This window comes from Methylorubrum sp. Q1, assembly GCF_004683995.1.
GTDB lineage: Bacteria > Pseudomonadota > Alphaproteobacteria > Rhizobiales > Beijerinckiaceae > Methylobacterium.
In genome coordinates this window covers 53,730-70,940 of the sequence record NZ_SRHQ01000009.1, presented here as the reverse complement: position 1 = coordinate 70,940, position 17,211 = coordinate 53,730, and the positions used below count along the sequence as shown (strand labels likewise).

Below are 17,211 nucleotides of genomic sequence, written 5' to 3'. Positions count from 1 at the left end.
CTGACGCGGCCTTAGACTCCGGTGTGGGACGACGTGCGCTGCGCCGCGGCACGGGCGGAGCCGGTATCGCGTCCGACCCTTACTTTCGACAGATTCCCGAGTGATCTCAAAGTCTATCGCTCAAAGGATCAGTCGGCAGTCCGGTGCGCCTCGGCGCGGCCCTGACGACGCGAGGATCGTTCGATGACTCCAGCCGATGCCATGCAGGCCGCGCCCGTCGCAGACATGAGCCTGTTCGGCCTGTTCTGGCAGGCGCACTTCGTCGTCAAGCTCGTGATGGTGGGCCTGCTCGGCGCCTCGATCTGGTGCTGGTCGATCATCGTCGACAAGACGCTGCTGTTCCGCCGCACGGAAGCCGAGATGGACGCCTTCGAGGAGGCGTTCTGGTCCGGCCGCTCGCTGGAGGAACTCTACCGCTCCTTCAACGACCGCCAGCCCACCGGCCTCGGTGCGCTGTTCGTCGCCGCCATGCGGGAGTGGAAGCGCTCCTTCGAAGGCTCGGGCCGGCAGATCCACTCGCTGTCGCAGCGCATCGACAAGGTGCTCGACGTGACGATCCAGCGCGAGGTCGAGCGGCTCGATTCCCGCCTGCTGTTCCTCGCCTCGATCGGTTCGGCCGGCCCCTATATCGGCCTGTTCGGCACGGTCTGGGGCATCATGACCGCCTTCACCTCGATCGCGGCCTCGAAGAACACCTCGCTCGCCGTGGTGGCGCCCGGCATCGCCGAGGCCCTGTTCGCCACCGCCATCGGCCTGTTCGCGGCGATTCCCGCGGTGCTCGCCTACAACAAGCTTCAGGCCACGGTGGCGAAGTCGCAGTCGCGGCTCGAAGGCTTCGCCGACGAGTTCTCGGCGATCCTGTCGCGGCAGATCGACGAGCGCCTCTCGGTCGCCGCCTGAGCGTCCGAAGCAGATCGAAAGCGGGAGCTAATCGATGGGCATGACGCACGGCGCGGCACAGGGCGGCGGCAAGCGCCGCCGCCGCGGACGGCGCGGGCACGGCGCCATCAACGAAATCAACATGACGCCGTTCATCGACGTCGTGCTGGTCCTGCTGATCGTCTTCATGGTCGCGGCACCGATGATGACGGTCGGCGTGCCCCTCGACCTGCCGCAATCGAAGGCGAGCCCGCTCAACTCCGACGTCAAGCCGATCACGATCTCTATCCGTCGCACGGGCGAGGTCTATCTCGGTGAGATCGAGCTGAAGGACGACGACATCGTGCCCCAGCTCATGCAGACCTCCAAGACCGGCACCGAGGAGCGGGTGTTCGTGCGCGGCGACAAGCGCGTCGATTACGGGCGCGTGGCCCAGGTGATGGCGATCGTGACCGGCGGCGGCTTCAAGAAGGTCGCCCTCGTCACCGAGCCGGAATCGAATTAGCGGAGCAAGGCACCGTGGCTCTGCGCTGGCCCCATTCACTCACCGAGTCATTCCGAAAGCGCGAACCCGGCGTCTGGATCTCGGCCGCGGTCCATGCTGCCGTGCTGGGCGCCGCCCTGTTCACCATCGCCGCGCCGGTCCTGCCGGAAGGGCAGGAGGGCGTGCCGGTCGAAGTGCTGACCGAGCAGCAATTCTCCGAATTGACCCGTGGCGAACTCAACGCGGAAAAGCCCGAGAACAACCCGAATCGCGCCGATCGCGTGGCGGAGAAGCACGAGCAGCGCGAGCCCGAGAACGCCAAGACCGACGCGCCGGCCGCGCCCACCCGCACCGCCGACACCCGGCTCGCCGCCGTCGATGCGATGCCGCTGCGCGCCGACACCGCCGACCCGGTGAAGGAAGAGGCGGAGGCCGCCGCGGCCAAGGCGGAAGCCGCCAAGGCCGAAGCCGAAAAGGCGGCCGCGGCCAAGGCCGCCGAGGCGAAGGCCAAGGCCGAGGTCAAAGCGAAGGCGGAGGCCGCCGCAAAGGCCGAAGCGGCGAAGGCCGCGGCGGCCGAGGCGGCCGAAGCGAAGGCCGCCGCCGCGAAGGCGGAGGCCGAGAAGCGCGAAGAATTACAGAAGCTGGTCGAGCGCGAACAGGCCGAGGCCGAGGCCGAAGCCGCGGCCAAGGCCGCTGAGGCGAAGGCAAAGGCGCGCGCCGAGGCCAAGGCGAAGGCCGACGCCAGGGCGAAAGCGGAGGCTAAGGCCGAAGCCGAAGCCAAGGCTGAAGCGAAGGCCAAGGCCGAAGCGGCCGCAAAAGCCGAGGCGGAGGCCGAGCACCGCAAGCAGGTCGCCGAAGCCAAGGCCAAGGCGGATGCCGAAGCGAGGGCAAAAGCCGAAGCCGCCGCGAAAGCCAAGGCCAAGGCGAGGGCCGACGCCAAGGCGAAGGCCGATGCCGAGGCCAAGGCGCGCCAGCAGGCGGAACTCGCCAACAGGACCAGCCCCGGCGACAGCCGCGAGATGCAGACCCGCGCCGCCTCGCAATCGACCGGCTCGACCGGCCGCGAAGTGCAACGCACGGCCTCGCTCGGCACGGCCTCCGGCACCGCCCAGCGCCTCTCGCCATCCTTGCGCGGCGCCCTCGTCGGCATGCTGCAACAGCAGATCGAGCGCTGCTACTCGGCGCCGCCCGGCGCGACGCAGGGCGTGGTGCTGCCGATGCTCGACATCCGCCTCAACCCGGACGGATCGCTCACCACCGAGCCTAGGGTCATGCGCGCGGGCAACAACTCGGTCGATCAGTCGATCGCCCAGGCGGCGCTGCGGGCGGTGCGGCGCTGCGCGCCCTTCAAGATTCCGGCCCAGTACGCGCCGTATTACAACGACTGGAAGGCCATCAACGCCGAGTTCGAGTTCTCGCCCGTGTGATCCGCCGGCTCGACCCGCCGATCCACCGCGTCATCGGCCTTTCTTTCTCGCATTCCCCGAACGACCTGGACTTGTCCCATGCCTGGAACAGCCTTCACCCGGCGCACCCTCCTGCCGGCGCTCACGGCCGCGCTCGGCGTCCTCGCCCTGGCGCTGCCCGCCGCGACTCCGGCACGGGCGCAGCTGCAGCTCCGCATCGGCAGCGGCGCCTTCCAGCCGATGCCGATCGCCGTCGCCGACTTCGCGGGCGACGCCAGCCTCGGCACGCTGGTGGCCAGCGTCATCACGAACAACCTGCGCCGCTCCGGCTACTTCACGCCGCTGGAGAAGGGGCGCTTCCCCGAGAACCCGAGCTTCGACGCGGCACCGAACTTCGAGGCGTGGAAGGGCGCGGGCGTTCAGGCGCTGGTGACCGGACGGGTCGGGCGCGACGCCTCGGGCCGGCTCACCGTCGCCTTCCGCCTGTGGGATGTCGCCTCGGGCCAGCAGATCACAGGCCAGCAATACGGCACCGACGTCGCCAACGCGCGCCGCACCGGGCATCTCGTGTCGGATGCGGTCTACACCAAGGTCACCGGCCTCGGGCCGTGGTTCGACAGCCGCGTCGCCTTTGTCGATGAGTCCGGCCCGAAGGAGAACCGTCGCAAGCGCCTGATGGTGATGGATCAGGACGGCGCCAATGTCCGCGCGCTCACAGGCGGCGGCGACGTCTCGGTGGTGGCGCCGCGCTACTCGCCGGCGGGGCAGGACATCGCCTTCATGACCCAGGCGCCGGGCCAGCAGCCCAAGGTCCAGATGATCGATCTGGAAACCGGCAAGCGTCAAACGGTCGGCAACTTCGCGTCGATGAGCGCGAGCCCGCGCTTCTCGCCGGACGGGCGCCGCCTCGTGATGAGCGTGCAGCAGGGCGGCAACGCCGACATCGTCACCGTCGACATCGCCTCGAAGGCGCAGACGCCGGTGACGCAGGGGCTGGCGATCGACACCTCGCCGAGCTACGCGCCGGACGGCAGCCAGATCGTGTTCGAATCCGACCGCGGCGGTTCGCAGCAGATCTACGTGATGGGGGCCGACGGCTCGAACCCGCGCCGGCTCTCCTTCGGCGAGGGATCGGCCTCGCAGCCGGCTTGGTCGCCCCGCGGTGACCTCATCGCCTTCACCCGGCAACGCAAGGGCGGCTTTGCCATCTGCGTGATGAAGCCCGACGGCTCGGGCGAGCGGGTGCTGACCGAGGGCTTTCACAACGAGAGCCCGACCTTCGCGCCGAACGGCCAGTACGTGATGTTCTTCCGCGATCCCGGCGGGCAGGGCGGCGGCAAGCTCTACATGGTCGACATCACCGGCAAGGTGGAGCAGCCGGTGCCGACCCCGTCCTTCGCCTCGGACCCGACCTGGTCGCCGCTGTTGTCGGGCAAGTAAGCCGGCCGGAAGCGCACAGAGCGCGGTCAGAGGCTTGCCTTCAACGGCACGGTCCGTACTGAAATCCGCGCGAGCCTCGACGGCTGGCACGGTGAAAACCTTCGCACTGACAATAGAAACCGCGGCGGAAGCGGTCCGCAGGTGGGGCTGATGCGTGTTCGAAGTCGTGCCGTGTCGGCCGCTTCTGCGCCCCTAAGGATCCGCTTCCGTCCGGTGTTCGTGGCGGGCCACTCAGTCCGAGACCGAACGGGTTCTCAGACTATCGTTGCGGCTTCATGCTGCGGTGGAGTCATCCTTGTCTCCTCCAGCTTTCGCCAACAAACCACGCGAAGATCACGCGGTTAATGGCCGATGTGCTTCCGAGTGCGAAGCACGAATGTAGACTGCGTCCGTATTGGCAGGCCGTCAAGCGGGAATTTGCCGCCAAGCCTTCCGATTCTTGTGCCGATGAATGCTTGATGAGTAAAATCTTTTGTCGGCAACGGCTTACGAGCGGCGATGCGAGAGAGCCGTCCGCATCGGGCGAGACATCAGCGCCGGATCCGATGCGACCGCGAATTGCGCCTCTCCGAGGTCGGTTTCCGACGCCGCGCATGTCCCGGTGGAGCCGACACCTCAGCGCATCGACGAGGACACCGCACGAAGCGGCAGGCGCCCCCATCGCGGGGGACCGCTGCCGCCGGCGGACACAAAGCAGCATCAATCGTCGGCGAGACTGGGGAGCCTGTCCTCGCCTCTACCCTCGGCGCCGGGACGGGCCCGCGGGCCGGCCTGAAGCTCCCCGGCAGGTGTGCCGGCCCGCGGACAAACACGCCTTGCACGTCGAGCTTCCGACCTATCGGATGGCCCCGCGTCAGATCGCGTTGAGGCCGCGCTGCACCGCCGGCCGGGCGAGCAGTGCGTCGAGCCAGCGGCGGACGTTCGGCAACGCCTCGATCGCGATGCCCTGCTTGCCGTGGAACTTCGCCCAGGTCAGCGCGGCGATGTCGGCGATCGAGTACGCGTCGGCGAGATATTCATGGTCGGCAAGCCGCCGGTCAAGGACGCCGTAGAGGCGTTTGGCTTCCTCCGTGAACCGATCGATGGCGTAGGGGATCTTCTCCTGCGCGTAGATGCGGAAATGATGGGCCTGCCCCAGCATGGGTCCGAGGCCGCCGACTTGCCAGAACAGCCACTCGTCCACCGCGGTGCGGGCGCGCTCGTCGCTCGGATAGAGGCAGCCGGTCTTGCGTCCGAGATATTGCAGGATCGCGCCCGACTCGAACACCGAGATCGGCGTGCCGCCCGGTCCGTCGGGATCGACGATGGCCGGGATCTTATTGTTGGGGGAGATGCTGAGAAAGTCGGGCGCCATCTGCTCGCCCTTGCCGATGTTCACCGGCACGACCCGGTACGGCAGCCCGCACTCTTCGAGCATGATCGGGATCTTCCACCCGTTCGGCGTGCTCCAGGTGTAGAGTTCGATCGGCTGCGCCGTCGTGACCGCCATGCTGGCATCCCGGAAAAGCGGGCCCGCGCCCATCCTCGGTTCACGAGGTAGCGCGGAACGGCCCGGCGGCTCAAGCCGAAGGCCAAGTTCCGGGGAAGGCCATTGCTCGAAGCCGCATGGCGGCTTTGCGGCGCGAAGAGCGCCGCGCGCAGCGGGGTCTTTCCGGAACCTCTGTTCTGGACGCCCCTCGAGCGGAGCGGAAGCCCAGGGGACCGAGACGATCCGCGGAGGCCGGCGCCGGCGATTGAGGCCCGCGCGTGACCAGGGCAATCGTGCGCAAGTTGTAGAGGACGCTTGCTCTTTGGGCCCCGATGCGGCTGTGATGCGGCGTGGACGGCCAAGCCGCCGAATCCAACCCACCGGAGTCGCCCGATGCTCTCTCGTCTCCTCGCCGCCGCCCTGATGGCCGCGCCGCTCCTCCTGGCCCAAGCCGCGACGGCCAGGGAAGCCTGGAACGCGCCGAGCGCCAGGGAGACGACGAAGGAGCAGACCGCGAAGGAGCCGAGCGTAGCTCAATCCGCCGCGCGCGAGCGGCAGAAGAAGTGCGGCGCCGAGTGGCGCGCGCTCTCCGCCACCGAGAAGGCGGCCCAGGGACCGAAATGGCCGCAATATTACAGCAAGTGCGTCAAGCGCCTGAAGGAACAGAAGGCCTGACGGGGGCGGGGATCACCCGCGCCGACGATCGAACCGGCGCCGGATGAACCCAAATGCGGCGAGCGTGTTGCCCCGCCGATCTGGTCCGACGGGCTCCCGCGCCGAAGCGGATGCCGGCTCCGCGCGGGAGCGCATGAAAGCGAAGACGAAAGCCTCACCGATATGGAGCGTGAACGCCGCATCCTGCAGCGCACGGTGGCGGTCGCCGCCATCGTCCCCGTTCTGGCGGGCCTCTACGGCGTGCTGTTCGGCATCGACGGCATCGGCGGCGGTACGCCGGTCAACATCTCGGCCGACAGCCATTTCCGCTATCTGTCGGGCCTGCTGACCGGGATCGGCATCCTGTTCTTCACCTGCGTGCCGGGAATCGAGGACAAGTCGCGGCTGTTCCGCTTCCTCACCCTCGTCGTGGTCCTCGGCGGGCTGGCGCGACTGCTCGGGCTTTCGCTGACCGGCGTGCCGTCGCTGACCATGCTCGCGGCGCTCGCCCTCGAACTCGTCGTCACGCCGTTGCTGTGCCTGTGGCAGATGCGGGTCGCGCGCCAAGCCCGGGATCGGCGGCAAGAGTTGGCGTCCGGCCTCGAGACGATGCGGTGAGCGGGGCGGCGCAGCGGACCGGCGGCGCCGGCCTCGGCGAGCGCCTGATCGACACCCTCGACCGTTGGGTGCCCCAACCCGCCGCCTGGGCCTTCGCCATCCGGATCTGGCTGGCGATGATGCTGGCGCTCTATGCCGCGTTCTGGCTCCAGCTCGACAGCGCCTCGTCGGCGGCGGTCTGCGTCGCCATCCTCGCCCAGCCTAAGCGCGGCCAAGCCCTGTCGAAGGCGGGCTACCGCTTCCTCGGCACGGTCGTCGGCGGCATCGTCGGCATCGTGCTGATCGCCCTGTTCGGGCAGGACCGGGTGCTCCTGCTCGTCAGCTTCGCCTGCTGGCTCGGTCTCTGCGTCTTCGTCTCACAATTCCTGCAGGATACCCGCGCCTACGGGGCGATGCTCTCCGGCTACACGGTGGCGATCATCGCGGTCGCGCATATCGATGCACCGCAGACGGTGTTCGATGCCGCCATCGGCCGCGTCGCGGCGATGGCCGTCGGCATCGTTGCGATCACCTTCATCAACGATGCGCTCGCCTCGCCGAGCACGTGGAAAGCCCTGCTTCCGCGCCTGGCCGCGGCCCATGCGGCGGCCAAGGCCTTTGCCCGCGAGAGCCTGACGCAGGGCGATCCCGGCCCCGAGCGCACCGCCGCCCTGATCCGGCAGATCGCGCCGCTGCGGGGTGATGCCAGTGCCATCGCGGGCGAACTCGACGACGGCGTGCATCGGGCCGCAGGGGCCCGCAGCGCCATCGCCGCGCTCTACGTCCTGGCCGCGGCGAGCCGGGCGCTCACGGCCGCGACGAGCCGCATCCCCGAACCCGGCAAGCGGGTGCGGGACGCGCAGGCGCTCGCCCTGCGCGCGGTCTCGGAGGGGGACGGAACGCGCCCCGAAGCGCTTGCCCGCGACGGCGCGCGGCTGCGCGACCTCGTGGATGCCGGCATGTGCGATGCCGGTGCGACCCTCGACGAGACCGTGGCGCTCCAGCGCGCCCTGGACGTCGTCAACGCCGCGACCTTCGCCGAGGACGGGGTGCGCGCCCTCTCGGACGGCCATGAGCCCCTGCGCGACATCGCGTTGCCGACCCATCGCGACTTTCAGGTCGCCCTGCGGGCGGCGTTGCGCGTGATGATCGCGTTCGGCCTCGCGGCCGGGCTGTTCATCCTGCTCGGGCTGCCGCAATCCTCCTTCGCCCTGGTTCAGGTCGCGGCGACCTGCTCTCTGTCCTCGGTCACGCCCGATCCGCGCAAGTTCGCGCAAGGCGTCCTGATCGGGATGCCGCTCGCCGCCCTCTGCGCCGGGTCCATCCTGTTCGTGATGCTCAACGGCAACCAGGGCTTTCCCCTGCTCGCCATCGCCATGGCGCCGCCGGTCTTCTTCGGCTGCCTCGTCTCGCTGCACCCGCCGAGCTTCACCATCGGCTTCATCACCCTCGTGTTCACGCCGGTGCTGCTGGCGCCGGAGAACCCGCAATCCTACGATCCGCAGACCTTCCTCGTGAACGCGCTGCTGGTCGTCTTCGCGGCGGTGATCCTGTTCCTGACGATCCGCCTCGTCCTGCCGATCTCCGCCTCGCAGCACCGTGCCTTCGCCCTCGAAGAGGCCCGTGAAGACCTTGCCGAAGCGCTCGCGGGGGAGGGCGGCGACGCCACGACGCGCACCAGCCTCAATGCCGACCGGCTGTTCCAATTCTCGGCCTGGAATTCCGGCAGCGGCGCGGTGCGCCGGGCGAGCCTGCAGCATGCCTTCGCCGTGGCGCAGTTGGAGGCCGCCGCGGCGCGGGCCCACGCGCAACTGCGCCCGTTGAGCGAGGTCCGCGGCCTCGCCCCGCTGATCGGTCGGGCGCGCGAAGCGCTCGCCTGCGCCAGCTCGGACGATCTCGACCGGGCGGCGCGCGCACTGATCGGCGAGGCGCGCGTGCAGGACCGCACCGTGCGCCTGCAGCTCGCGCGTGCCGTCACAGACCTCGCGACGGCCTCGCGCGTTATCCGGCGGCACGGGCGCTTCTTCCGGCGCCTCTCCCTTCCCAGCTCCTGACGTCCTCCATGCAGCACGACCTCACCATCGGCGGGATCCTGGTTTCGCCCTTCGTCGCCTACGCGCTGATCGCCTTCGCGCTCTTGGTGGCACTCCGGGTCGTGTTCCGCTGGATCCGGTTCGGGCGCTTCGTCGCCAACCCGCCTCTGGCGGAAGCGGGAATCTACGTCTGCCTTCTCGCGCTCGTGGTGGTGCTTCTGTGAAACGCGACGACGACGGGCCGGGCGAGAGCCGGCACCAGGATCATAGAGCGGCCGACGCGACGCATTCCGACGAGCCGCGCAAGGCGCAAGGCCCGGCCGAGGCGCCCCCCGTCGCGCGGCGCCGGCGAGGGGCCCGTCTGCTGCGGCTGGCCGCGACCGGCCTCGTCCTCGCCTTCGCGGCGGTGGCGGCCACCATCGTCTGGCAGTTCTACGTGACCGCGCCCTGGACGCGTGACGGACGGGTCCGCGTGCAGGTGGTCAACATCGCCCCGCAGGTGGCCGGCACCATCGTCGAGCTGAGGGTCACCGACAACCAGGAGGTGAAGAAGGGCGACGTTCTCTACGTCATCGACCCGTTCGACTATCAGGAGGCGGTGGTCTCGGCCGAGGCCGAGATCAAGAACCGCGAGGCCGACCTCTCGGTCAAGCAGGCGCAATCGGCCCGGCGTGCCGCGCTTTCGACGATCTCGACCTCGGTCGAGGAGAAGCAGCAATTCGCGGGCACCGCCAAGATCGCCGAGGCGGCGCTGGAGACCGCCAAGTCGCAGCTCTCGCAGGCGAAGAAGAACCTCGAGCGTACGCAGGTGCGCTCGACCGTGAACGGGCGCGTCACCAACCTGCTCCTGCGGGTCGGCGACTACGCCCAGACCGGCACCGCCAACGCGCGGGTGATCGACACCGATTCCTTCTGGATCGACGGCTATTTCGAAGAGACCAAGATGGCGCATATCCGCGTCGGCGCCCCCGCCGAGATGGCGCTGATGGGCTACGGCGCCCCGCTGAAGGGCACGGTTGAGAGCCTGACGCTCGGCATCTCGACGGCCAACGCCGCGACGAGCACGCAAGGGCTGCCGAACGTCGATCCGGTCTATACCTGGGTGCGGCTCGCCCAGCGGGTGCCGGTGCGCATTCGCATCGACCACGTTCCGCCGGAAGTGACCCTGGTGGCGGGCATGACCGCGACGGTGGTGGTCGGCGACGGCCGCGAAGGCCAGCCGGCCTGGGTCAAGGCAACACGCGAATGGATCTTCGGTCGTTCCGACCGGACCGAGCCCGGCGCGGAGCCGAAGAACTGACGCCGGAACCGCGCGTGGACGGTGCGATATCCAAAAAAATTGGATAGAGCGGCTTCATGGCCGCTTCCCCCCTCGTCCGCTTCGCTCCCTCGCCGACCGGCTTCCTGCATATCGGCAATGCTCGGCCCGCGCTGCTGAACGCGCTGTACGCGCGCCGCCAGGGCGGACGCTTCCTGCTGCGCCTCGACGACACCGACCGCGAGCGCTCGACCGAAGCGTTCGCCACCGCCGTGGCCGAGGATCTCGGCTGGCTCGGCATTGAGCCGGATCTTTTCTTCCGCCAGAGCGATCGCACCGCCCTCTACGACACGGCGGCCGAGCGGCTGAAGGCGGCCGGACGGCTCTATCCCTGCTACGAGACACCGGAGGAGCTGGACCGCCGCCGCAAACGCCAGCTCGGCCGCGGCCTACCGCCGATCTACGACCGCGCGGCGCTCTCGCTGACCGAGGCCGAGCGCGCTGGGTTCGAGGCCGAGGGCCGGCAGCCGCATTGGCGGTTCAAGCTCGACCACCGCGTCGTGGCCTGGACCGACCTCGTGCGGGGCGAGAGCCACGTCGATTGCGCCTCGCTCTCCGACCCCGTGCTGGTGCGCGCGGACGGGAGCTACCTCTACACGCTGCCCTCGGTGGTGGACGACGCGGAGGTCGGCGTGACCCACGTGATCCGCGGCGAGGATCACGTGACGAATACCGGCGTGCAGGTGCAGCTCTTCGAAGCGCTCGCCGCCGCCATACCCGCCTTCGGCCACCACAACCTGCTGACGACGGCGGACGGGGAGGGGCTATCGAAGCGCCTCGGCCACCTGTCGCTGCGTTCGCTGCGCGAGGCCGGCTACGAGCCCGCTGCCGTGCGCTCGCTCGCGGTGCTGACCGGCTCGGCCGAGGCCGTCCGCCCGATCGCCTCGCTCGACGAACTGGCTGGTCTCGTCGATCTCGCTCACCTGTCCCGCGCCCCGGCCCGGTTCGACCCGGCCGAACTCGACGGGATGAACGCGCGCCTCGTCCACGACATGCCGCTCGATGCGGTGCACGAGCGGCTCACAGCCCTCGGTATCCCCGCGGAGGCGGCCGAGCCGTTCTGGCACGCGGTGCGGGCCAATCTCGGCCGCGTCTCGGACGCCGCCGCATGGTGGCAGGTGGTGAACGGGCTGGTGACGCCCGTAATCGCCGAGCCCGACTTCATCGCGAGGGCCGCCCGCCTGCTGCCGGAGGCGCCGTTCGGCCCCGGTACGTGGAAGGCCTGGACCGACGCGGTGAAGGCGGAGACCGGCGCCAAGGGCCGCGCCCTCTTCATGCCGCTGCGCCTCGCGCTCACCGGCCTCGACCACGGGCCGGACCTCGCGGCGCTGCTGCCGCTGATCGGGCGCGACCGCGCCGTGCGACGGCTTGCCGGCGAGGCGGCCTAAGGTGAAACCCAATCCGGTCGAGCATGGGAATGGCTGCTTAGGGTGAATTCGTGACAGCCTCCCTACGGACGGGAATTCAGCGTAGCCGATGACGCCGTACCGTCCACTGGCGGCGTATCGAACTAGGAGCCCGTTGAATGACAGGCTGCATCTTCTGCGATCGTGTGTCGCTTCAGATCCTCGCAGAGAACGAGCTTGCGTTCGCGATCCGAGATAAATGCCCAGTTCGACCGCTGCATACATTGGTTCTACCGAAGAGACATGAGCCCAATGGGCTCGATCTCACGAACGCGGAACTAGCGGCAGTGTTCGCCCTTTCACGCACTGTTCGCGCCCAGATCCTGGAAGAGGACCCAAATGTGGGTGGGTTCAACTTCGGACTGAACAAGGGCGTCGTGGCAGGGCAGAAGATCGACCATGCCCATTTCCATGTAATCCCCAGACGTGCCGGAGAAGCACCGCCCCCGGCAGCGCAGCCCTGACCACAGCTTCTCGAACGGCAAGAATGCTTCCCACCTCCGATCCACTTCTGAACGGTGATCGGCACATGCCCGCTTTCGAGATGCCCGGACCCATGCCCGCATAGCCGGCTCGGGTCGAGAGCAGCCCTTCGCATAGCGAAGCTGGGTGAATCCTGACCCTAGTCTAGGACACCGTCGGGCTCGGCTTCGATCATCATCACGTCCAGGGTGAAGCTGCCATCGTCTTCGAGCGCGAAATGGGATCGCACCGGCTCGGGCGCGCCTTGCTGCAGCGCGCGGATCGCCGCGATGCTCGCTTCCGGCGTGCCCATCCGGGCGACCCACGACGAAAATTCCATGCGCACGCGCCAGCGCCGGACGGCGCCGGGCACAAAGCCGGCCTCCGCCAGCATCCGGCGCCACTCCGCCTCGCCGTAATCGCGCACATGCGAAGGGTCGCGCAGCAGCTCCCAGGCCTGGAGATGGGTATCGAGCAGGGGCGGCCCGGGATGCACGACATCGACGAGGCCGAAGCGCCCCCCGGGCGCCAGCACGCGGTGCGCCTCCCGCAGGGCGGTGGGCACGTCGCCCCAATGGTGGGCGCTGTAGCGCGAGAGCACGCCGTCGAAGCTCGCATCGGCAAAGGGTAGCGCCTCGACGCTGGCCTGCCGCGTGGCGACGTTCGCCAAGCCGCGCCGCTGCGCTTCCCCCGCCACCGCGTCGAGCATGGCCTGCGACAGGTCGAGAGCGGTAACGGAGCGGACTTGCGGCGCCACCGCGTAAGTGACGTGGCCGCCGCCGCAGCCGAGATCGAGCACGGCCGCATGGGGGAGGGCGGCGAAGCGCGCCAAAGCCGCAAGATCCTCGCCCGCGACATGAACGGCGCTCGCGACGTAATCGGCGGCGCGGCTGCCGAACTGGCTCGCGGTGTGGGCGTCGTGGCTCAGCGGCTGGCTCATGGCGTCTGCTCTGCCCCGGCCGCAGCCTGTTCGAGAGCCGCGACGTCGAGCTTCACCATTCCCTGCATGGCCGTGAAGACGCGGGCGGCCCGATTCGGATCGGGATCGGCGAGGAGGCGCGGCAGTATCTCAGGCACGATCTGCCAGGGCACGCCCCAGCGGTCGCGAAGCCAGCCGCAGGCGATCTCCGCGCCGCCCTCGGCGGTGAGCACCGACCACAGGCGGTCGACCTCGGCCTGATCCCGGCACGAGACCGAGACGGAGGCGGCGGTCCCGTAATCGATGGGCGTCCCGCCGTTCAGCGCCTGGAAGCTCTGCCCGCCGAGGGTAAAGGCGATCAGAATCGGCTCGCCGGTCTCGCCGCCCGGCCAGGGGCCGGGTGCGTGCTGGATGTGATCGATCTGCGAGTCGGGCACGAGTGAAACGTAGAGGCGGACGGCCGCTTCCGCGTCCTTGCCGAACCAGAGGCAGGTGCTGATAGCAGCCATGTCGGGCTCTCCCTCTCCGCCGCCAGGATAGCGAGCCCAACGCCGGACTTTCAACCGGGATCGCCACAGCCTCGCGGGATCAACCGCCTGTCGCCGGGAGCGGCGCCAGCCGCGTCAGGCGAAGCGCGACGAGCAAAGCCGCCACGTAGAGGCTGCCGAAAAAGCCCGCGACGCCGGGCCAGCCGTAATGCAGGAAGAACCAGCCGCCCGCCGTGCCGAGCAGGGACGAGCCGAGATAGTACATGCAGAGATAGATCGCGGAGGCCTGCGCCCGGTCGCTCGAGGCCCGGCGCCCGACCCAGCTCGACGCCACCGAATGTGCGCCGAAGAAGCTGACCGTGACGACGACGATGCCACCGATGATGAGGACGAGGTTGTCCGCCAACGTCAGGGCGATGCCGCCGATCCCGAGCAGGATCGCCAGCCACAGCACCTTGCGCCGCCCGAGCACCCCGGCGACGTGGCCGGTGATGGCCGAACTCGCCGTGCCCGCGAGGTAGACGACGAAGATCAGGCCGATCACCGTCTGGCTCAACGAGAAAGGCGGTTCGAGCAGGCGGAAGCCGATGTAATTGTAGACGCAGACGAATCCGCCCATCAGCAGGAATGGTTCGAGGAACAGCCAGGGCAGGCCCGCATCCCGGAAATGGTGGGTGAAAGTGCCCGGCACCTCGCGCCAGCGCATGCGGTGGGCGAGGAAATGCCGCGAGGGCGGCAGGGCGAACTGGAAGGCCAGAGCCGCGAACAGTGCCAGAACCCCGATGATGCCGAGGCCCCAGCGCCAGGAGGCGTGGTCGGCGATCACCCCCGCCAGCAACCGCCCGACCATGCCGCCGAGCGCGTTGCCGCCGATGAGCAGCCCCATCGACAGGCCGATGGCGCGGCCGTGCATCTCCTCGCTGAGATAAGCCATGGCGACGGCAGGCAGGCCGCTCGCGGCGATGCCGGTGAGCGCCCGCAGCACGAGGAATCCATGCCAGCTCGGCATCAGGACGGCGCCGATGGTGAGCAGGGCCGAGGCAAACAGCGAGACCGCCATCACCCGCTTGCGCCCCCACACTTCGGACAGCGGGCTGACGATCAGCAGCGAGATCGCGAGCGTGGCACAGGGCAGCGACAGCGCGAGGCTGCTCTCGGCCGGGGAGACCGCAAAGGTATCGTGAAAGATCGGCATCAGCGGCTGGACGCCGTAGAGCACCGCGAAGGTGGAAAAACCCGCCGCGAACAGGGCGAGCGTCGCCCGGCGAAAGGTCGGCGTCCCGGCCTCGATGAACCGGTCGCTGTCGTCCGCCATCGCCGTCCCGTGTTGCTCGCGTAACCCTCTCCCACCTGCGCCGCAGGTGGGGGAGGGTCAAGATCTTCGATTAACGCGGCGCCGGGGGTTGTTGCCCTTCCGCCTGCTGCTGGAGCAGCGGCGTGATGCGGCGGACGGTGACGCGGCGGTTCTCGCGGTTGGCCTCCTGCGTGTTCACCTTCAGGTACTGCTCGCCGTAGCCCTGCGTGGTGAGGTTCTCCGGCGGCACCTGAAAGTTCTGCGTCAGCACCGCGGCGACCGACTGCGCCCGGCGATCGGAGAGCGAGAGGTTGTCGATGTCCGAACCGACCGCATCGGTGTAGCCCTCGATCAGGAACACCTCCTGCGGATTGTCCTTGATCGTCCGGTTGATCGCCTCGGCAATGGTCGAGAGGCGCTTGGCCTGATCGGGTGTGACGGTGAAGGAGCCGGTGTCGAAGGTGATCGTATTGATGTCCACCGACGGCATCCGCGCACGGAGCTGCGGGCTGTAACGCACCTGATCGAGCGTGTAGCGCCGATCGAGCTTCTGCACCGGCGGGGCGGAGAGCGCCTCGTAGACGGCGCGCGGGTCGGCCTGCTCGTAATCCACCACGTAGCGGTCGCGCGGGATGCGGATATCCGGCGGCGGCAGCTCCACCACGTCCTCGTAGATCGGCCGGGGTGCGCCGCCATAGGCGTTGTTGATGATCACCACCTCGCGGCCGTCGCGGTAGCGGCGGGAACGGCGCAGGAGCCGGCCGTCATCGTCCACGACAGTGATGATCTGGCCACCCGCCGGGCTGTCGACGTAGCTGTAGATCTCGCCGCCGCGCCGCTCGCTGCGATAGCCGCGGTCGCCGTAGATGGTGCGGAAGCGTTCGTTCTCGTCGTGGCGGATGAAGGTGGTGTCGCGGTCGCGCACGATGATGCGGCCGGGCTCCCGGTAATAGGTTCGGCCATCGACATCGTACTCGCGGCGGTCGCGGCGGATCGTGTCGTAGTCACGGCCGCGATAATCGTCCTCGCGGAAGCCACCGGGGACGTAGGCCGGCGTGCCGGGCACGTTGAAGCGGTCACGACGGTCGCCACGGCGGTCGTCGAAACGGTTTTCGTCGCGTCGGTCGCCGTCACGGCGGTCATCGAGGCTGCGCGAATCCGGCCGACCGCCGGGCTGGCCGGGTTGGCGCAGGTCCGGCTGCGCGCCGGGAGCCGGCGCCGTCTGGCCGGGCGCGACAGCGCCGGGCTGGGTCGGGGGCGCAGCCTCGGGGGGCGTACCGGGAGGCTGAACCGGGCGGCCGGGAACACCGGGTTGCTGGTTCGGCGCCACCGGGCGGCCGGGGACGCCCGGCTGCTGGTTCGGCGGCGTGCGACCGCCGGGCGCCTCTCGCACGCCGTCGGGCTGCGTCGCGGAGGGTACGGCCGGCTGATCCGGTCGGGTGGGCTGCTGCACATTCGGCGCCGCCGGACGGCCCGGAACGCCGGGCCGCTCGCTCGGCGGGGTTTTGGGCTGGGCCGGATTCGGGACCGATGGCGGCGTCGGCTGGTTCGGGCGTTCCGCATTGGGCGGCGTCGGCGCGTTCGGAGCCCGGCGCTGGTTCGGAGCGCTGTCGGGACGATCGGCTTCGCGACCGGCTGGACGGCCCGGACGGTCCTGGCCATCACGATCGGGCCGCTCCGGGCTTTCGCGCCGGACCGGCGCCTCGCGCTCGGGCGCTTCGCGCCGTGCGGGTGCGTCGCGGTCCGGAATCCGCTCGCGGGACGCGGGCGCGGCCGGCCGCTCTTCGGAGCGATCGGGACGCGGGGGCGGTGTCGCGCGTTCGGGCCGGTCCGGACGCTCTGGACGTTCCTGGCGTTCGGGCCGCTCCTGCGCCGCCGGACGTTCGGGACGCGCCGGCCGCTCCGCGGGTTCGGGCCGCTCACGGGCGGCGGGCGCTTGGCGCGGTTCGGGCCGCTCCGGACGCTCGGATCGGTCCGGCCTCTCCCTTGCCGGCGGGCCACCGCGCTCGACGCCGCCACGCTCCGCCGGGCCGGCACCCGCGGGTCCGCCCGGACCACCCGGTCCGCGTCCGCCACCGCGCGGTCCCTCGCCGGAATCCTCGCGCTGCGCCAGTTCGATCCGCCCTCCATCGCCGAGAGACCGTGCTGCGGACAGATCGGACAGGACGAGCGCGGGCAGCATGGTGCCGGCAAGGAGCAGCGAGCGGGTCATCCGCATGAAGTCGGCCTCGAGAAACACAATCGGCGGTTCCGAACACGGTCCGGCCGGATTGGTTCCCGATCGCTCCGCGTCGACATCCGACGGCGACCGGTCGAGGCAGGTGCTTCGTCTGCGGCTCTTCGCGCGACGAAACCGGGCTTTG

The 17,211-nt window shown here is 69.6% G+C and carries 16 protein-coding genes; 11 read left to right on the top strand and 5 right to left on the bottom strand.

The window, feature by feature from the left end; translation table 11 throughout:
* Positions 1 to 183: 183 nt before the first annotated feature.
* The 4 genes from tolQ to tolB all read left to right on the top strand — a co-directional run bounded on the left by tolQ (position 184) and on the right by tolB (position 4,209).
* Positions 184 to 900: a protein TolQ gene (tolQ, locus tag E4V01_RS10680; RefSeq protein WP_003602810.1), complete on the top strand. Its 717-nt coding sequence runs from the start codon at positions 184 to 186 to the stop codon at positions 898 to 900.
* A 34-nt stretch (positions 901 to 934) separates the two neighbouring features.
* Positions 935 to 1,384: an ExbD/TolR family protein gene (locus tag E4V01_RS10675; RefSeq protein WP_060771985.1), complete on the top strand. Its 450-nt coding sequence runs from the start codon at positions 935 to 937 to the stop codon at positions 1,382 to 1,384.
* Between the two features lie 14 nt (positions 1,385 to 1,398).
* Positions 1,399 to 2,790: a cell envelope integrity protein TolA gene (gene tolA, locus E4V01_RS10670; RefSeq protein WP_135298319.1), complete on the top strand. Its 1,392-nt coding sequence runs from the start codon at positions 1,399 to 1,401 to the stop codon at positions 2,788 to 2,790.
* Positions 2,791 to 2,868: 78 nt separating this feature from the next.
* Positions 2,869 to 4,209 carry a Tol-Pal system beta propeller repeat protein TolB gene (tolB, locus tag E4V01_RS10665; protein ID WP_003602805.1) on the top strand — a complete coding sequence of 447 codons (1,341 nt, stop codon included), beginning with the start codon at positions 2,869 to 2,871 and terminating at the stop codon, positions 4,207 to 4,209.
* 853 nt (positions 4,210 to 5,062) lie between these two features.
* Here tolB and E4V01_RS10660 read toward each other — a convergent pair.
* A complete protein-coding gene (locus E4V01_RS10660; RefSeq protein ID WP_135298318.1) occupies positions 5,063 to 5,698 on the bottom strand; it encodes a glutathione S-transferase N-terminal domain-containing protein in 636 nt (211 codons plus the stop codon).
* Positions 5,699 to 6,070: 372 nt separating this feature from the next.
* Here E4V01_RS10660 and E4V01_RS10655 point away from each other — a divergent pair, with 372 nt between their 5' ends.
* The 7 genes from E4V01_RS10655 to E4V01_RS10625 all read left to right on the top strand — a co-directional run bounded on the left by E4V01_RS10655 (position 6,071) and on the right by E4V01_RS10625 (position 12,149).
* Positions 6,071 to 6,352 carry a hypothetical protein gene (locus tag E4V01_RS10655; RefSeq protein ID WP_060771983.1) on the top strand — a complete coding sequence of 94 codons (282 nt, stop codon included), beginning with the start codon at positions 6,071 to 6,073 and terminating at the stop codon, positions 6,350 to 6,352.
* Positions 6,353 to 6,514: 162 nt separating this feature from the next.
* Positions 6,515 to 6,949 (top strand): DUF4345 domain-containing protein, encoded by a 435-nt coding sequence (locus E4V01_RS10650; protein WP_135298317.1) that lies wholly within the window; start codon positions 6,515 to 6,517, stop codon positions 6,947 to 6,949.
* The gene (locus tag E4V01_RS10645) at positions 6,946 to 8,982 is read left to right on the top strand and encodes an FUSC family protein (protein ID WP_135298316.1); all 2,037 of its coding nucleotides are present in this window, start codon (positions 6,946 to 6,948) and stop codon (positions 8,980 to 8,982) included. The genes E4V01_RS10650 and E4V01_RS10645 overlap by 4 nt, the downstream gene beginning before the upstream one ends.
* An 8-nt stretch (positions 8,983 to 8,990) precedes the next feature.
* Positions 8,991 to 9,185 (top strand): DUF1656 domain-containing protein, encoded by a 195-nt coding sequence (locus E4V01_RS10640; RefSeq protein ID WP_060771980.1) that lies wholly within the window; start codon positions 8,991 to 8,993, stop codon positions 9,183 to 9,185.
* Positions 9,182 to 10,261, top strand: coding sequence for an HlyD family secretion protein (locus tag E4V01_RS10635; RefSeq protein WP_135298315.1), 1,080 nt, complete (start codon positions 9,182 to 9,184; stop codon positions 10,259 to 10,261). Before E4V01_RS10640 ends, E4V01_RS10635 begins: the two co-directional genes overlap by 4 nt.
* Before the next feature lie 56 nt (positions 10,262 to 10,317).
* Entirely contained in the window at positions 10,318 to 11,667 is a 1,350-nt protein-coding gene (gene gltX, locus E4V01_RS10630; RefSeq protein WP_135298314.1) for a glutamate--tRNA ligase, read from the top strand.
* Between the two features lie 137 nt (positions 11,668 to 11,804).
* Positions 11,805 to 12,149 (top strand): HIT family protein, encoded by a 345-nt coding sequence (locus E4V01_RS10625; RefSeq protein WP_135298313.1) that lies wholly within the window; start codon positions 11,805 to 11,807, stop codon positions 12,147 to 12,149.
* Between the two features lie 158 nt (positions 12,150 to 12,307).
* Here E4V01_RS10625 and E4V01_RS10620 read toward each other — a convergent pair whose 3' ends face one another.
* From E4V01_RS10620 to E4V01_RS10605, 4 genes are all read right to left on the bottom strand, one after another.
* Complete coding sequence (locus E4V01_RS10620; protein WP_135298312.1) at positions 12,308 to 13,087, bottom strand: class I SAM-dependent methyltransferase; 780 nt, start codon at positions 13,085 to 13,087, stop codon at positions 12,308 to 12,310.
* Complete coding sequence (locus tag E4V01_RS10615; protein WP_135298311.1) at positions 13,084 to 13,575, bottom strand: VOC family protein; 492 nt, start codon at positions 13,573 to 13,575, stop codon at positions 13,084 to 13,086. Before E4V01_RS10615 ends, E4V01_RS10620 begins: the two co-directional genes overlap by 4 nt.
* 79 nt (positions 13,576 to 13,654) lie before the next feature.
* Positions 13,655 to 14,869, bottom strand: a complete 1,215-nt coding sequence (locus tag E4V01_RS10610) for an MFS transporter (protein WP_060771975.1) — start codon at positions 14,867 to 14,869, stop codon at positions 13,655 to 13,657.
* Positions 14,870 to 14,939: 70 nt separating this feature from the next.
* Positions 14,940 to 17,066 (bottom strand): OmpA family protein, encoded by a 2,127-nt coding sequence (locus tag E4V01_RS10605; RefSeq protein WP_135298390.1) that lies wholly within the window; start codon positions 17,064 to 17,066, stop codon positions 14,940 to 14,942.
* Positions 17,067 to 17,211 lie beyond the last annotated feature (145 nt).

What these genes read in the sequence shown, in the direction of transcription:
- E4V01_RS10605 (WP_135298390.1), bottom strand. Translation starts at nt 17,066, where the DNA reads ATGCGGATGACCCGCTCGCTGCTCCTTGCCGGCACCATGCTGCCCGCG.
- E4V01_RS10650 (WP_135298317.1), top strand. Translation starts at nt 6,515, where the DNA reads ATGGAGCGTGAACGCCGCATCCTGCAGCGCACGGTGGCGGTCGCCGCC.
- E4V01_RS10610 (WP_060771975.1), bottom strand. Translation starts at nt 14,869, where the DNA reads ATGGCGGACGACAGCGACCGGTTCATCGAGGCCGGGACGCCGACCTTT.
- E4V01_RS10675 (WP_060771985.1), top strand. Translation starts at nt 935, where the DNA reads ATGGGCATGACGCACGGCGCGGCACAGGGCGGCGGCAAGCGCCGCCGC.
- gltX (WP_135298314.1), top strand. Translation starts at nt 10,318, where the DNA reads ATGGCCGCTTCCCCCCTCGTCCGCTTCGCTCCCTCGCCGACCGGCTTC.
- tolB (WP_003602805.1), top strand. Translation starts at nt 2,869, where the DNA reads ATGCCTGGAACAGCCTTCACCCGGCGCACCCTCCTGCCGGCGCTCACG.
- E4V01_RS10625 (WP_135298313.1), top strand. Translation starts at nt 11,805, where the DNA reads ATGACAGGCTGCATCTTCTGCGATCGTGTGTCGCTTCAGATCCTCGCA.
- E4V01_RS10615 (WP_135298311.1), bottom strand. Translation starts at nt 13,575, where the DNA reads ATGGCTGCTATCAGCACCTGCCTCTGGTTCGGCAAGGACGCGGAAGCG.
- E4V01_RS10620 (WP_135298312.1), bottom strand. Translation starts at nt 13,087, where the DNA reads ATGAGCCAGCCGCTGAGCCACGACGCCCACACCGCGAGCCAGTTCGGC.
- tolQ (WP_003602810.1), top strand. Translation starts at nt 184, where the DNA reads ATGACTCCAGCCGATGCCATGCAGGCCGCGCCCGTCGCAGACATGAGC.
- E4V01_RS10655 (WP_060771983.1), top strand. Translation starts at nt 6,071, where the DNA reads ATGCTCTCTCGTCTCCTCGCCGCCGCCCTGATGGCCGCGCCGCTCCTC.
- E4V01_RS10640 (WP_060771980.1), top strand. Translation starts at nt 8,991, where the DNA reads ATGCAGCACGACCTCACCATCGGCGGGATCCTGGTTTCGCCCTTCGTC.
- E4V01_RS10660 (WP_135298318.1), bottom strand. Translation starts at nt 5,698, where the DNA reads ATGGCGGTCACGACGGCGCAGCCGATCGAACTCTACACCTGGAGCACG.